Source organism: Nonomuraea helvata (genome assembly GCF_039535785.1).
Lineage (GTDB): Bacteria > Actinomycetota > Actinomycetes > Streptosporangiales > Streptosporangiaceae > Nonomuraea > Nonomuraea helvata.
The window spans coordinates 1,227,707-1,242,043 of sequence record NZ_BAAAXV010000001.1 but is presented as its reverse complement, the minus strand read 5'-3'; the positions used below and the strand labels follow the sequence as shown (position 1 = coordinate 1,242,043).

Sequence of the window (14,337 nt, the reverse complement as noted above, 5' to 3'; positions counted from 1 at the left end):
GGTGGTCCGGCCACGACCATGAGCGGGTGCGAAAGGTCCTCGTCCTGCTCCTTCTCGTGGCCGGGTGCGGCGGAATGCCCCCGGCCCCCGCCCCCACCGCCGCCCCGGCCCCCGAACCGGGCACCCCGAGCCCGTCCGCCACCACGGACGTGCAGGAGTCGTGGCGCATCACCGAGCGCGGCGCTGAGCACGAGATCGAGGGCTACGCCGACCAGGTGAGCGTCCTGCCGGGCGAGCGCTTCCACCTGCGGGTCTCCACGACCGCGCCGCGCTTCTCCGCCAGCGCCTTCCGCATGGGCGCGAACCCGGCCAAGATCTGGGAGTCGCCCGAGGTCAAAGGGGAGCGGCAGGCGCCCATGAGGGTCGTGGGCGGCCCGGCCGTCGGCACGGTCTCCGCCGCGCACTGGCGCCCCTCGCTCAGCGTGGACACCGCGGGCTGGCCGGAGGGCGCGTACCTGATCAGGCTCGACGCCTCCACCGGGGCCCAGCGCTACGTCCCGATCACCGTGCGCTCGGCCTCCACCGCCGGCCGCGTGGTGATCCTGAACGGGGTCACGACCTGGCAGGCGTACAACCTGTGGGGCGGCCGGAGCCTCTACGAGGGCGCCGGCGGGTTCGGCGGCCGCTCCCGCGCCGTCACCTTCGACCGCCCGTACGACCGCGACGGGGCCCGGCTCTTCCTGGACTTCGAGAAGGGCGCGCTGGCCGTGGCCGAGCAGAGCCACGTGGCCCTGGCGTACCTGACGGACCTCGACCTCAAGCCGGGCGTGCTCGACGGGGCCCGCGCCGTGGTGTCCCTGGGGCACGACGAGTACTGGTCGCCCGGCATGCGCGCCGTCGTCACCAAGGCCAGGGACAGCGGCACGAACCTGGCCTTCCTCGGCGCCAACGCCGTCTACTGGCGGATCGCGATGCACGGCAGGACGCTCGCCTGCGACAAGGAACGGCTCTGCACGCTGTGGCGGGACTCGCGGCCGGAGAGCGCGCTGGTGGGGCAGATGTACGACTGCTTCCCCGCCGAGGGCGTCTACCGGGTGACCCGGCCGGGCCACTGGATCTTCGCCGGCACCAAGGGCGAGAGCTTCCCCGGGATGGTCGGCGTGGAGGCCGACAAGGTGTCGCCGGGGTCGCCCGGGAACGTCCAGGTGCTGGCGGAGTCGCCGTTCTCCTGCGGCGGGCGGGCGACCGTCTCCCACAGCACCTACTACGTGGCGCCCAGCGGGGCGGGGGTGTTCGCGTCGGGGACGATGCGCTGGGTGTGCGCGATGCGCGGACGCCGGTGCGGGCACGGTGTGCCCGACCGCGCCGCCGCCTTCACCCGCCGTGCCACGGTCAACCTCCTGACACGCTTCGCCAAGGGCCCCGCGGGCGTCAGCCCGTGACCGACGGGTGGTAGGAGGCCAGCTCGACGGCCGCGCGCCACCGCGCGTAGGCGGCGTCGTCACGGGCGCCGGGCACGAAGCGCCGCTCGAGCTGCCAGGTCTTGCGCAGGTCGGACTTCGACCCCCACACCCCGGCGCCCAGCCCGGCCAGGAAGGCCGCTCCGAGCGCCGTGGTCTCCTGGAGTGCCGGGCGCTCCACCGCCGCGCCGAGCTGGTCGGCCTGGAGCTGCATGAGCAGGTCGTTCGTGCTGGCCCCGCCGTCGGCCTTGAGCACCGGCACGGCGCCCCCGGTCATCGCCTCGACCACGTCCCGCACCTCGAACGCGATCGCCTCCAGCGTGGCCCTGACCAGGTGGGCCCGCGTGGTGCCGCGCGTGATGCCGGTGATCAGCCCGCGCGCGTGGGGATCCCAGTGCGGCGCCCCCAGCCCCGTCAGAGCCGGTACGAACACCACGCCCCCGCTGTCGGGCACCGTGCGCGCCAGGGCCTCCGACTCCGACGCCGTGCCGATCAGCCCCAGCCCGTCGCGCAGCCACTGGACGGCGGCCCCGGTCACGAAGATCGACCCCTCCAGCGCGAACGTGCGCTCGCCCGACGGCGTCTGCCAGGCCACGGTGGTCAGCAGTCCCTCCTCGGACCTGACGATCTCACCGCCCAGGTTGGCCAGCACGAACGACCCCGTGCCGTAGGTGCACTTCACGTCGCCCACGTCGAAGCAGGTCTGCCCGAACAGGGCGGCCTGCTGGTCGCCGGCCACCCCGCTGATCGGCAGCTCCAGCCCGAGGAAGGCCGACGGCTCGGTGAAGCCGATCGGCCCGTAGTTGGGCACGATCTCGGGCAGCGCGTGCTCGGGCACCCCGAACAGCTCGCACAGCTCGGGCTCCCAGGTGCCGGACGCGAGGCCGTACAGGAGCGTGCGGGAGGCGTTGGACGGGTCGGTCACGTGCCGCGCGCCCCCCGTGAGCCTGGCGATGAGGTAGGAGTCGACCGTGCCGACGGCGACGTTGCCGGTCTCGACGCCCTCCCACACGCCCTCTTCGTGCTCGGCCAGCCAGGCGAGCTTGGAGGCCGTGAAGTATGGGTCGAGCCGGAGCCCGGTCAGCTCCGACACGCGCGCCTCGTGGCCCGCGTCGCGCAGCCGCCCGCACATCTCGGCGGTGCGCCGGTCCTGCCAGACGATGGCCCGGCACGGGGCGGCCAGCGTGCGCCGGTCCCACAGGACGGCGGTCTCGCGCTGGTTGGTGAGACCGACACAGGCCGGCGAGCCGGAGGCGCGGCTCAGCGCCGCGCTGCACGCGGAGAGCGTGGCCTGCCAGATGTCCTCGGGATTGTGTTCGACCCAGCCTGGCGAGGGAAAATGTTGCCTGAACTCCTCGTAGCCCATTGACTCGATTTGCCCGTTATCGGTGACAACGAGCGCGGTCACCCCCGTTGTCCCGGCATCGATGGCCAACACACTCACGAAATCTCCTCGCAATCCATGTTTATGTCGTGGAGCTGTGCGTTTGGTCTAGACCACTGCCCGCGGCGGCGGGCACAATGCGAGTCTGACATCAAGGTGACCCCCATCGGGAGGAACCCGCCATGCGTATCGGAGTGCTCACCGGGGGCGGCGACTGCCCCGGTCTCAACGCTGTGATCAGGGCTGTCGTGCGTAAGGGGGTGAGCGTCTACGGTCATGAGTTCGTCGGCTTCCGTGACGGATGGCGCGGCCCGCTTGAAGGCGACACGATGCCGCTCGACATCCAGGCCGTGCGGGGCATCCTGCCACGCGGCGGCACCATACTCGGCTCCTCCCGCACCAACCCGATAAAGATCGAGGGCGGGGTTGACCGAATCAAGGAGAACCTCGCCGCCACCAGTGTCGACGCCTTGATCGCCATCGGGGGCGAAGACACGCTGGGCGTGGCCAAGCAGCTGTACGACCGCAACGTCAATGTGGTGGGCGTGCCCAAGACCATCGACAACGACCTGTCGGGCACCGACTACACCTTCGGCTTCGACACCGCCGTCAACATCGCGACGGAGGCCATCGACCGCCTCCACACCACCGCGGAGTCCCACCACAGGGCGCTCATCTGCGAGGTCATGGGCCGCCACGCGGGCTGGATCGCGCTGCACGCGGGCATGGCGGGGGGCGCGAACGTCATCCTGATCCCGGAGCGGCCGTTCGACATCGACCGGGTCTGCGAATACGTCGAGTCCCGCTTCCGCACCCGTTACTCCCCGATCATCGTGGTCGCCGAGGGCGCCCACCCGATCGAGGGCCAGATGGAGCTGCAGACGGGCGAGCTCGACGCGTTCGGCCATGTCAGGCTGGGCGGCATCGGCGAGATGCTGGCCAAGGAGATCGAGAAGCGCACCGGCAAGGAGGCCCGCACCACAGTGCTCGGGCACATCCAGCGCGGCGGCACCCCCACGGCGTACGACCGGGTGCTGGCCACCAGGTTCGGGCTGCAGGCCATCGACGCGGCCCACGAGGGCGACTACGGCAAGATGGTCGCACTGCGCGGCACCGAGATCGTCCGCGTCGGGCTCGACGAGGCCACGGCCGAGCTCAAGACCGTGCCCACCTCGCGTTACGCCGAGGCCGAGGTGTTCTTCGGCTAGCTGAAAGCGGCTTGCAAGCGCGCGGCCGTACCTTCAGAACCGGCGGGATCACCGCTGCGAGGGTACGGCTTGCGCCGCGGCGAGTAGGCGGCCCACCACGCGTCGCAAGCCGTACCTGGAGACAGCTCAACCGCGGGGCGTGCCGAAGAGATCCACTTCCGGCGCGCCCTCGTCGCTGTCACGCATCCGCGCCCTGTACGCCGCCTCGCTGTGCAACTCCTTCTCCGAGGGGGACAGGATGACGGTGAGCAGCAGGCCCACGGTGATCACGCTGATGCCGACGATCAGCGGCAGGAGGAGGTCGATGGCCCGGGCGCCGGGGACGGGCACCATCTCCGGGTGCGTGGTCACCGACATCGAGTACATCCCCGTGTAGTGCATCCCCGAGACCGCCACGCCCATGACCAGGGCCGCGCCGCCGATCCTGAGCGCGCCTCTGACCCGCAGGGTGAACCAGAGCGCCACGGTCGCCGCCCCGATCGCGATCAGGACCGAGAGCGAGACCACCGCCGGGTCGTAGGAGACGTGGGCGGACATGTTCATCGCGGCCATGCCGAGGTAGTGCATGCTCGCCACGCCGACGCCGGTCAGGACGCCGCCGCCGAGCAGGAACCCCAGTCGCTCCCCGCCGTGCGAGGCGAGGAACAGCCCCAGCCCCACGAAGACGACGGCGATCAAGGCGGACAGGGCGGTGAGCGGGACGTCGTAGCGGATCACCGAGCCGTTCACCGAGAAGCCCAGCATGGCGATGAAGTGCATGGTCCAGATGCCCGTGCCGCCGATCGCCAGGGCCGCCCCCGCCAGCCAGTACTTGCCCTCGCGCCCGCCGGTGAGGCGGGCTCTCGAGGTCAGCAGCAGTCCGAGCATGGAGCCCACGCTGGACATGACGTACGCGAGCACGGGCGTTAAGAGCCCGAAAGAAAAATGGTCGATCGGCGACATGACCCCCACCCATCCCTTACGCACCGATAAGGGAGTATGAACAGAGGGTTGTCGCCCGCGCAACTACCTCCTGCGGGCCTGCGTGGCCCGGCGCGGCTGGGGCATCGGCGCGGGCGGCGCGGCGGGGTAGGTGAGCTGCTGCTGCTGTTGGGCGGTGCGACGGCGCAGCTCGAGCTTGGCCACCAGCTCCGCGTCCTCGTGCATCTCCTCCTCCGACGGCGAGAGGATCACCATGAGCAGCATGGTCAGCGTGATCAGGCTGATCACGGTCATGAGGGGCACCAGGAAGTCGAGCGCGTCGGCGCCGGAGACCGGGCCGGGCTCGGCGTCGACCGTGACGCGCATCGCGTAGATGCCGGTGTAGTGCATACCCGACACGGCCACGCCCATGACCAGGGCGGCGCCGGCGATCCAGATGGTCTTCTTCACCCGGAGCGTGAACCAGAGCGCCACCGTCGCGGCCACCACCGCGATGGCCACGGAGGCGGCCACGGTGAGGCGGTCGTAGGAGACGTGGGCGGACATGTTCATCGCGTACATGCCCAGGTAGTGCATGGAGGCCACGCCGAGACCCGTCAGCAGGCCGCCGCCGAGCAGCGCCAGGACGCGGCCGCCGCCGTACGAGACCAGGAACAGCCCGGTGCCCACGACCACGATGGCCACCAGCGCCGAGGCCGCGGTGAGCCACACGTCGTACTTGATCTGGGTGCCCTCCACCTGGAAGCCCATCATGGCGATGAAGTGCATGACCCAGATGCCGGTGCCGCCGATCGAGATGGCCGCGCCGAGCAGCCAGCGCACCCGGGAACCGCCGCGGGAGGCGTGTGCCTGTGCGGTGAGCCGCAGTCCGAGCATCGACCCGATGCACGACATCACGTAGGCGAGCAGCGGTGTCAGCAGGCCGTAGGTGAAATGATTCACAGCGGTGGGCATCTATCGTTCCTTGCAATTAGGGGTCCCCGGATTGTGTCATCCGGAATGTCCTATTCGCATGGATACCACGACTATCTGTCAAGTTGCCCTGTCGGGAACGTGAGAGGGGCTCATGGCTATCGAGGGGCCGTTCTGGCGAGCGATCGCGGTGTTCCGCGTCGCTTCCCTCGTGTACGCGGCCGTGCTGATGGCCCAGAACCGCGGCTACGAGCACCCGGTGCTGGGCTGGCTGGTCATCGGCGTGATGGCGCTGTGGACGGCGGGGGCGACGTTCGCCTACGCGGCCGAGTCGCTGCGCCGGTGGCCGCTGCTGGCGATGGACCTCCTGGTGACGATGGCGTGCCTGCTGGCCTCCCCGTACGTCGAAGGCGCCGCCCAGGGCGTCCGGGGCACCATGCCCGTCCCCGCCACCTGGATCGCCGCTCCCGTGCTGGCCTGGGCGGTGCACGGGGGCAGGCGGCTGGGCGCGGTGGCGGCGGCCGTCGTCGCCGCGGGTGACCTGTGGCTGCGCGTACGCGCCCACGAGTCGCCCATCCTGATCAACGGCGCCGTCCTGCTCTTCCTGGCGGGCGTCCTGGTCGCCCACGTGGCCCGGCTGGCGAGGCAGGCCGAGGAACGCATGCAGCGGGCCATCGAGATGGAGGCCGCCCAGCGCGAACGCGACCGGCTGGCCCGCGACATCCACGATTCGGTCTTACAGGTGCTGGCCTGGGTCCAGCGGCGCGGGCGTCAGATCGGCGGCGAGGCGGCGGAGCTCGGGCGCCTGGCGGGCGAGCAGGAGGCCGCCCTGCGCGATCTCATCACGGCCGGCCCGCCGGCCTCGGGGGCGACGGACCTGCGCACCTTCCTGCTGCGGTACGGCTCGCCCTCGGTCACGGTGTCCACCCCGGCGACCCCGCTGGTGCTGCCGGCGGCGGTGGCCAGGGAGGCCGCCGCGGCGGTCGGCGCGGCCCTGGACAACGTCCGCGCCCACTGCGGCCCGGGGGCCCGCGCCTGGGTGCTGGCGGAGTCCGGCGAGGGCACGGTGACCCTCAGCATCAGGGACGACGGGCCCGGCATCCCGGACGGACGCCTGGACGAGGCGGCGGCCGACGGCCGCATGGGCGTCTCCCGGTCCATCCGGGGGCGCGTGGCCGAGTTGGGGGGCGTGGTCTCGATTGCCAGCGTCCCGGGTCAGGGCACCGAGATCGAGATCACCCTCCCCGCCTGAGCTCCTCACGTGATCTCGTGACGTGACCTCCCCCACTGGCCTCGGTGCCGCCGCCCACCCGCTGCTCACGTGTTGTTCCGCCGAGGGGGCAGGGCAAGGAGGAGGGGCGCGGTTAGAGTTGCGGCATGGTGCGGGTGATGGTGGTGGACGACCATCCCATGTGGCGTGACGGCGTGGCCAGGGATCTCGCCGAGGCCGGTTACGAGGTCGTGGCCGCCGTGGGGGAGGGGCGGCAGGCCGTGCGGGCGGCCGCGGCGGTGCGGCCGGATGTCGTGGTGCTGGACCTGCAGTTGCCGGACATGTCAGGCCCGGAGGTGGCCGCCAGGCTGGCTTCGGCGGAGTCGCCGCCCCGCGTGCTGGTGCTGTCCGCCAGCGCCGAGCAGGGGGACGTGCTCGATGCCGTCAAGGCGGGCGCGTCCGGATATCTGGTGAAGTCGGCCAGCCGGGAGGAGTTCCTCGACGCCGTACGCCGTACCGCCGACGGCCACGCCGTCTTCACGCCGGGGCTGGCCGGGCTCGTGCTGGGCGAATACCGGCGGCTGGCCGCGCAGTCGGCGCCCGCCGAAGGGCCGCGGTTGACCGAGCGCGAGACCGAGGTGCTCAGGCTGGTCGCCAAGGGCCTGACGTACAAGCAGATCGCCGAACGGCTCGTGCTCTCCCACCGCACGGTCCAGAACCACGTCCAGAACACCCTGGGTAAGCTCCAGTTGCACAACCGAGTGGAGCTGGTGCGATATGCGATCGAGCAGGGGCTCGACGCGGACTAAACTCAATGGGTCGCGACGTTGGCATCAACGCGCGCAATTCCCCGTCTTCCCGGAGGTTCCACCATGACGATGTCTGCCCTGGGCGAGCCGTGCGTTCTGCTCAAGCTGGGCGAGATCGTCCTCAAGGGCAAGAACCGCGAGCTGTTCGAACGCCGCCTGATCAGCAACATCCGCGACGCGCTCCAGTCCCTCGACCTCAAGCTCGACGTGCGCAAGCGACACGGCGTGATCGCGATCTTCCTGCCCCAGGGCGCCACGGCCGAGCAGGCGGAGGCGGTGGCCCAGCGGGTCGCCGACGTGCCGGGACTGGTGTGGATCCACCGGGCCTGGCGGGTCGCCAAGGACCCCGACGCCGTGCTGAAGGCCGGCCTGGAGCTGGTGGGTGAGAGCGAGGAGGCCAAGCGGGGCGCCCGCTTCGCGGTCCGCTCCCGCCGCCGCGACAAGCGCTTCCCGCTGCGCTCCAACGAGCTCGACCGGCTCGTGGGCGGCGCGATCAACGACGAGTACGGCCTCCCGGTCGATCTGAAGAACCCCGAGCTGACGGTGTTCATCGAGGTCGACAGGGACGAGGTGTTCGTCTTCACCGGCGGCATCCCCGGTCAGGGCGGCCTGCCCGTCGGCAGCAGCGGCCGGGCCCTGGTGCTCATGTCGGGCGGCATCGACTCGCCCGTGGCGGCGTACCGGATGATGCGGCGCGGCCTGCACGTCGACTTCCTGCACTTCTCCGGCATCCCGTTCACCACCTCGGAGTCGATCTACAAGGCGTACGCGCTGGTCAAGAAGCTCGACAGGTTCCAGGGCAGGTCGCGGCTGTGGGTGGTGCCGTTCGGCAAGGCACAGCAGTCGATCCGCACCTCGGGCCAGGACCGCCTGGCGGTGATCGCGCAGCGGCGGCTCATGCTCAAGACGGCCGAGGAGGTCGCCCACCGCATCCACGCCTCCGCGCTGATCACCGGTGACGCGCTCGGCCAGGTCTCCTCCCAGACCCTGGCCAACATCACCGCCCAGGACAACGCGGTGGACATGCCGATCCTGCGCCCGCTGGTGGGCTGGGACAAGACCGAGATCATGGCCGAGGCGCGGCGCATCGGCACGCTGGAGATCTCCGAACTGCCCGACGAGGACTGCTGCACCCTGCTGGCGCCCAAGCGGGCGGAGACGCGGGCCAAGATCGAGGACCTGAAGCAGATCGAGAAGCGGCTCGACGCCGAGGAGCTGTGCGTGCAGCTCGCCGACTCGATCCAGGAGTACACGCTGGACTGACCCCGGCCGGTCTCAGGTGTTGACCTTGAACGGGTCGTGCTCGGCCAGCAGCTTGTCCAGCCGCGCCTGGTCCACGCGGTTGGTGACCTCGGAAAGCTCCTGACGGTCGCGTACGACCTTGCACAGCGTGACCGTCGAGGTGACGACGTACAGCAGGCCGAGCCCCAGGAACGCCCTGACCCACCCCTGAACGGGCAGGTAGATCAGGGCGATCACCACGGAGGACAGCGAGACGGCGAACGACAGGACCGCCTGGACGTAGAACGCGGTGGTCTGCGTGGGCTGAATGGGCTTCGTCATACGGACATCGTGCGACCGGCCGACCGGCCGCCGCATGGGGGCACGTACTCACGTTACTCATGAGTACGTGCCGACGGCGGCCCCCTCCGGCCGCACCCGCCCGCGAGGCGCGGATGATCCGATGGCAGGATGGCCCAAGAGGGCGAGCCGGGTGAGGGGAGTGATCGTGGAGGAGTCGCGCCTGCCACCAGGCCAGTACGTGCCGCGCGGCCGACCCGTGATCCACTACGGAAGGGTGCCCCGGTTCAAGCCGGAGACCTGGGACTTCAAGGTCTTCGGCGCCACCGCGTCCGGTGCGGAGCACAGCTTCACCTGGGGCGACTTCGAGGCGCTGCCCCGCACGACCCGCATCGCCGACTTCCACTGCGTGACCAAGTTCTCCCTCATGGGCAACGAGTGGGGCGGCGTCACGCCCGCCACGATCATGGAGGCCGCCCCACCCGACCCGGGGGTGAGCCACGTGATGATCTGGGCCGAGTACGGCTACAGCGCCAACCTTCGCATGTCCGACTTCACTGCCTCCGACACGCTGTTCGCCCTGGAGCTCGACGAGAAGCCGCTTAGCCCCGACCGGGGCTTCCCGGTGCGGATCGTCGTGCCCCACCTGTACGCGTGGAAGAGCGTCAAATGGGTGCGCGGCATCGAATACCTCCTCGAAGATCGCCGGGGTTTCTGGGAGGAGCGCGGCTACCACAACGTCGCCGACCCGTGGCGCGAACAGCGCTACTCCTACCAGGAAGAACCCGGCGAGGGGCCCCCTTAGACTTCACTCCCGGTTTTCCCCCGGACACGCTCCGTTTTGGCTACGGTTTCCCGCATGCTGACCACCGCGTGCGTGGCGCTGTCCTCCCTGTTCTTCGTCGCCGGCTACGGGCTCGCCCGCGCGCGGCGGCGCCGCCATGCGCTGCCGGAGGGCCGCAGGTCGGACGAGGCGACGTTCACCACGCTGCACATCGCCGCGATGGCCGCCCCCGCCCTGCGCGGCGGGCTCAACCGTGACTCCGCCCGCAAGGCCGTACGGCACCTGCACACGCTGCTCGGCACCAAGGCGGTCGCGATCACCTCGACCGAGGCCGCGCTGGCCTGGGAGGGGGCGTGCACCGACGACGTGCTCACCTACGCCCGCGCCGCGCTGGCGGCGGGCCGGGCGCAGGTGTTCCCGGGGGAGCCGTCCGGGGGCGTCGTGGTGCCGCTGACGGTGGACGGCACGGTCGTGGGGACGCTGGCGGCCTTCGACGAGGAGGTGAGCGCCGGGCTCGTGCGCACCGTCACGGAGGTCGCCCGCTGGGTGTCGGGCCAGCTCGAACTGGCCGAGCTGGACGCCTCGCGGCGGCGCGCCCTGGAGGCGGAGATGCGCGCGCTGCGGGCGCAGATCTCGCCGCACTTCGTCTACAACGCGCTCACCACGATCGCCTCGTTCGTCCGCACGAACCCCAAGCGTGCCCGCGAGCTCCTGCTCGACTTCGCCGACTTCTCCCGGTACGCGCTGCGCAGGGCGCACGACTTCACGACCCTGGCCGACGAGCTGACGTGCGTCGACCGCTACCTGCTGCTGGAACGTGCCAGATTCGGTGACAAGCTCCGCTTCAGCATGCAGGTGGCACCCGAGGTGCTGCCCGTGCCCGTGCCGTTCCTGTGCCTGCAGCCGCTCGTCGAGAACGCCATCAAGCACGGCATGCGCGGCCGCGGCGGCAGCGGCGAGGTGCGGGTCGTGGTGCGCGACGCGGGCCCCGAGGCGCACATCACGGTCGAGGACGACGGCGCCGGGATGGACCCGGAGTGCGCGCGGCGGATGCTGGACGAGGACCCGGCCCGCGAGGGCAGCGGCATCGGGCTGGCGAACGTGGATATGAGGATGCGCCAGATCTACGGCGACGGCTACGGGCTCGTCGTGGAGACGGCGCTGGGCGCGGGCACGAAAGTCAGGCTGCGGGTGCCTAAAACTCGGCTTAGCTCATTGTAGCCAAATCATTACTCTCTGCTGGCGTGTCGCTTGTGACCTTTGCTTTCATACGGCAGCGTGGATGACATGCTGAGAGTTCTGGCCGTCGACGACGAGGTGCCCGCTCTGGAGGAGCTGGCCTACCTGTTGCGCCAGGACGACAGGATCGAGCACGTCGCGACCGCCTCCGACGGCGTCACGGCGCTGCAGGACATGGTGCAGATGATCGGCAGTGGCGAGCGGCTCGACGGGATCTTCCTGGACATCCGGATGCCCGGGCTCGACGGGCTCGATCTGGCCAGGCTGGTCGGTGGGTTCCCCAGCCCGCCGAGGCTGGTGTTCGTGACCGCGCACGAGGAGTGCGCGGTCCAGGCGTTCGAGCTGGAGGCGGTCGACTACCTGCTCAAGCCGGTCAGGGCCGAGCGCCTGGCGGAGGCCGTGCGCAGGCTGGAGGCGGCCGCGCTGTCCGGCCCCGAGCCGGTCCAGGACGAGGTGATCCCGGTGGAGCTGGGCGGGCGCACCCGTTTCGTGCCGCAGCAGGCGGTCTGGTACGCCGAGGCCAAGGGCGACTACGTGCGGCTGCACACCGTGGACGGGAGCTACCTCGTGCGCATGTCGCTGGCCGCGCTGGAGCGGCGCTGGTCGGATGCCGGGTTCATCCGCATCCACCGCAGCACGCTGGTCTCCGGGCGGCACGTCAGCGAGCTCAGGTTCGAGGGCGGCCGGGTGACGCTCACCGTCGGCACCGAGACGCTGCAGGTCAGCAGGCGGCACAGCCGGCAGGTACGCGACCAGCTCGTACGCCAGCACCGGGGCGTGATCTCGTGACGGCTCGCGGGAGTGTGGTCCGGTGACGGTGGAGCGGCGGATGATCGTGTCGCGCGGGCCGGGCGGGGCCGGGCGGCCCCGCGAGCGGTCCGACGGCGACGGAGACGTGCCCGATGTGACGGCGATCGTGGGGCGGCAGTTGCGACAGGCGCTGCTGACCGTGGGCGCCGTCGCGGGACTGCTGGCGGGCGTCCCGGTGATCGCCGTGTGGGTGCCGGGACCCGGGGCCTGGGTGGCGCTCTCGCTGGCCCTGCAGGGCATCTGGGTCGGGCTGGCCGTTCTGCAGCTGAGACGGGCGGAGCGGCTGGAGAGATGAGCGTGCTGCCGCTGGGGCGGTTGCTGAATCCGGCGGCGAGATGACCGTCGCGGTGCTGACCGGGATCGCCTTCGTGCTGGTTCTGGGCGTCATGGTGGGCGCCGCGCGACCTCGCCGCTCGAGCGGCGTCTCCGACTTCTATGTGGCGGCCAGGGCGGTCCCGCCCTGGTGGAACGGCGCCGCGATCTCGTCCGAGTTCACCTCGGCCGCGGCCTGCCTGGGTGCGGCCGGGCTCATCGCCACCCGTGGCGGGCCGATGGTGTGGTACCCGGTGGGGGCCACCGCCGGGTTCGTCGTCATCCTCGCCCTGGTCGTCGCCCCCCTGCGGCGCTCCGGGACGTACACGCTGCCCGACTTCGCCGAGTGGCGGCTCGGGTCGGCCGGGCTGCGCCGCTTCACCACCTGCTTCGTGCTGGTCATCGGGCTGGCGTTCATGGTCGCGCAGCTCCACGCGGCCGGCGTCGTGGTGCGCCTGCTGACCGGGCTGCCGCCGTGGCTGGGCTGGGCAGCCGTCGCGGCGGCGGCGCTGGTCGTGGCGTTCGCGGGCGGGCAGGGGAGTTTGACGAGCGTGCAGGCCTCGCAGTTCTGGCTGAAGCTGGTCGCGTTCGTGGGCGTGGGGGTGGTGTGCTGGTGGATGGGGGACGGGCGGCCCCTCACCGGGTTCGAGGCGGCCTACGGGGCCGGTGCGGCCGGGCCGGCGGGAGCGGGCGACACGTCGCTGCCCGGGGTGCTGACCGTGCTGCTGGCCTGCGCGCTCGGCACCATGGGGCTGCCGCACGTGATCGTCCGCGTCTACACCAACAGCGACGGCCACGGGGCCAGGCGGTCGATCGTGGCGACGCAGGCCATGCTGGCGGTGTTCTGCGTCGTGCCGCCGCTGTACGGGCTCCTGGGGCACGTACATGTGAGCGGTGCGGCACCGGACGAGATCGTGCTGCTGCTGCCCTCCAGGCTGGCTCCAGGGACGCTGGGGGACGCGCTCACGGGCGTGCTGGCCGCCGGGGCGTTCGCGGCCTTCCTGGCCACCACGGGCGGCGTTCTCGTGGCGGTCGGCGGCGCGGTGTCGACGTGCCTGACCCGGGCCGGCGTGAGCTCCTTCCGCACCGCCGTGGGCCTGGTGCTGCTGGCCTCGCTCGTCCTGACGGCCGTCAGCACCCCGCAGTCGTCGGTGGCGCTCGTCCTGGTCGGCTTCAGCCTCTCGGCGGCCACGTTCTGCCCGCTGCTGGTGCTGGGGATCTGGTGGCGCCGGCTGACGGACGCCGGAGTGGCGGCCGGGTTCGCGCTCGGCGGGGGACTGACGGCGGTGCTCGTGCTCGGCGAACGGGCGGGCGTGAAAACAGGCGTGCTGTCCGCCAACCCCGCGCCGGTCGCCGTGCCGGTCGCGTTTGCCGCGATGGTGCTGATTTCCCTGGTCACCCCCGGCCGGGTGCCGCGCGGGGTGGGGCGGATGATGGCCAAGATGCATCTGCCCGAGCATCTCGCGGGCCCACCGGCCTACCGCTCGTCGCACCCCAGCAGCCGCTCACCGTAAGCACACGCTCCGTATGTCGCTGACTACGCACCGTTCAACGAGCTGCCGGTGAACAGGGTATCGTCCGCAAGATCGCGACCGTAGTGTTTCGGCATCAGATAGCCATCCCCGGCGCATCGGGGGGGACGAGCCGGGGGGCTCATGACAGGCCTGATGCGCCGGCTTCACCGGTGACCGCGCTGGTCACCACGGCTGCCGGGCCCTCATCGGGGGTAGGGCCCGCCAAGCCGGTCCCGTGAAGGGGCGCCTGCTGAGGCCCTCAGCCGGCCCCGCGATACGGCCCTTCGGGGGCGGCCGGATCGCGCGAGCAGGC

At 71.2% G+C, this 14,337-nt stretch carries 14 protein-coding genes; 10 read left to right on the top strand and 4 right to left on the bottom strand.

The genetic code is table 11. From position 1 onward, the window contains the following. Positions 1 to 26 precede the first annotated feature (26 nt). On the top strand, positions 27 to 1,382 hold the full coding sequence (locus ABD830_RS05645; RefSeq protein ID WP_344985293.1) for a N,N-dimethylformamidase beta subunit family domain-containing protein: 1,356 nt from the start codon (positions 27 to 29) through the stop codon (positions 1,380 to 1,382). Here the strand turns inward: ABD830_RS05645 and glpK are convergent. After that, entirely contained in the window at positions 1,372 to 2,844 is a 1,473-nt protein-coding gene (gene glpK, locus ABD830_RS05640; RefSeq protein WP_344985292.1) for a glycerol kinase GlpK, read from the bottom strand. The genes ABD830_RS05645 and glpK overlap by 11 nt on opposite strands. A 122-nt stretch (positions 2,845 to 2,966) precedes the next feature. Between glpK and ABD830_RS05635 the strand changes: the two genes are divergently transcribed. Next, on the top strand, positions 2,967 to 3,992 hold the full coding sequence (locus tag ABD830_RS05635; protein ID WP_344985290.1) for a 6-phosphofructokinase: 1,026 nt from the start codon (positions 2,967 to 2,969) through the stop codon (positions 3,990 to 3,992). 126 nt (positions 3,993 to 4,118) lie between these two features. Here the strand turns inward: ABD830_RS05635 and ABD830_RS05630 are convergent, their stop codons facing one another. Both ABD830_RS05630 and ABD830_RS05625 read right to left on the bottom strand, forming a co-directional pair. Continuing rightward, positions 4,119 to 4,934: an MHYT domain-containing protein gene (locus ABD830_RS05630; protein ID WP_344985288.1), complete on the bottom strand. Its 816-nt coding sequence runs from the start codon at positions 4,932 to 4,934 to the stop codon at positions 4,119 to 4,121. Positions 4,935 to 4,997: 63 nt separating this feature from the next. Next, a complete protein-coding gene (locus ABD830_RS05625; protein WP_344985286.1) occupies positions 4,998 to 5,867 on the bottom strand; it encodes an MHYT domain-containing protein in 870 nt (289 codons plus the stop codon). A 112-nt stretch (positions 5,868 to 5,979) separates the two neighbouring features. Here ABD830_RS05625 and macS point away from each other — a divergent pair, with 112 nt between their 5' ends. The 3 genes from macS to thiI all read left to right on the top strand — a co-directional run bounded on the left by macS (position 5,980) and on the right by thiI (position 9,107). Continuing rightward, positions 5,980 to 7,077, top strand: a complete 1,098-nt coding sequence (gene macS, locus ABD830_RS05620) for a MacS family sensor histidine kinase (protein ID WP_344985284.1) — start codon at positions 5,980 to 5,982, stop codon at positions 7,075 to 7,077. Between the two features lie 125 nt (positions 7,078 to 7,202). Continuing rightward, entirely contained in the window at positions 7,203 to 7,844 is a 642-nt protein-coding gene (locus tag ABD830_RS05615) for a response regulator (protein ID WP_344985282.1), read from the top strand. Positions 7,845 to 7,907: 63 nt separating this feature from the next. Next, on the top strand, positions 7,908 to 9,107 hold the full coding sequence (thiI, locus tag ABD830_RS05610) for a tRNA uracil 4-sulfurtransferase ThiI (protein ID WP_344985281.1): 1,200 nt from the start codon (positions 7,908 to 7,910) through the stop codon (positions 9,105 to 9,107). A gap of 12 nt (positions 9,108 to 9,119) precedes the next feature. Here the strand turns inward: thiI and ABD830_RS05605 are convergent, their stop codons facing one another. Further along, the gene (locus ABD830_RS05605; protein ID WP_344985280.1) at positions 9,120 to 9,407 is read right to left on the bottom strand and encodes a YiaA/YiaB family inner membrane protein; all 288 of its coding nucleotides are present in this window, start codon (positions 9,405 to 9,407) and stop codon (positions 9,120 to 9,122) included. A gap of 151 nt (positions 9,408 to 9,558) precedes the next feature. Between ABD830_RS05605 and ABD830_RS05600 the strand changes: the two genes are divergently transcribed. From ABD830_RS05600 to ABD830_RS05580, 5 genes are all read left to right on the top strand, one after another. Then, positions 9,559 to 10,170 carry a sulfite oxidase-like oxidoreductase gene (locus ABD830_RS05600; protein WP_344985279.1) on the top strand — a complete coding sequence of 204 codons (612 nt, stop codon included), beginning with the start codon at positions 9,559 to 9,561 and terminating at the stop codon, positions 10,168 to 10,170. A gap of 54 nt (positions 10,171 to 10,224) precedes the next feature. Then, the gene (locus ABD830_RS05595) at positions 10,225 to 11,370 is read left to right on the top strand and encodes a sensor histidine kinase (RefSeq protein WP_344985278.1); all 1,146 of its coding nucleotides are present in this window, start codon (positions 10,225 to 10,227) and stop codon (positions 11,368 to 11,370) included. 66 nt (positions 11,371 to 11,436) lie between these two features. Next, on the top strand, positions 11,437 to 12,177 hold the full coding sequence (locus tag ABD830_RS05590; RefSeq protein WP_344985277.1) for a LytR/AlgR family response regulator transcription factor: 741 nt from the start codon (positions 11,437 to 11,439) through the stop codon (positions 12,175 to 12,177). 40 nt (positions 12,178 to 12,217) lie between these two features. Next, positions 12,218 to 12,493, top strand: coding sequence for a hypothetical protein (locus ABD830_RS05585; protein ID WP_344985276.1), 276 nt, complete (start codon positions 12,218 to 12,220; stop codon positions 12,491 to 12,493). A 40-nt stretch (positions 12,494 to 12,533) separates the two neighbouring features. Beyond that, a complete protein-coding gene (locus tag ABD830_RS05580; RefSeq protein WP_344985275.1) occupies positions 12,534 to 14,024 on the top strand; it encodes a sodium:solute symporter family transporter in 1,491 nt (496 codons plus the stop codon). Positions 14,025 to 14,337 lie beyond the last annotated feature (313 nt).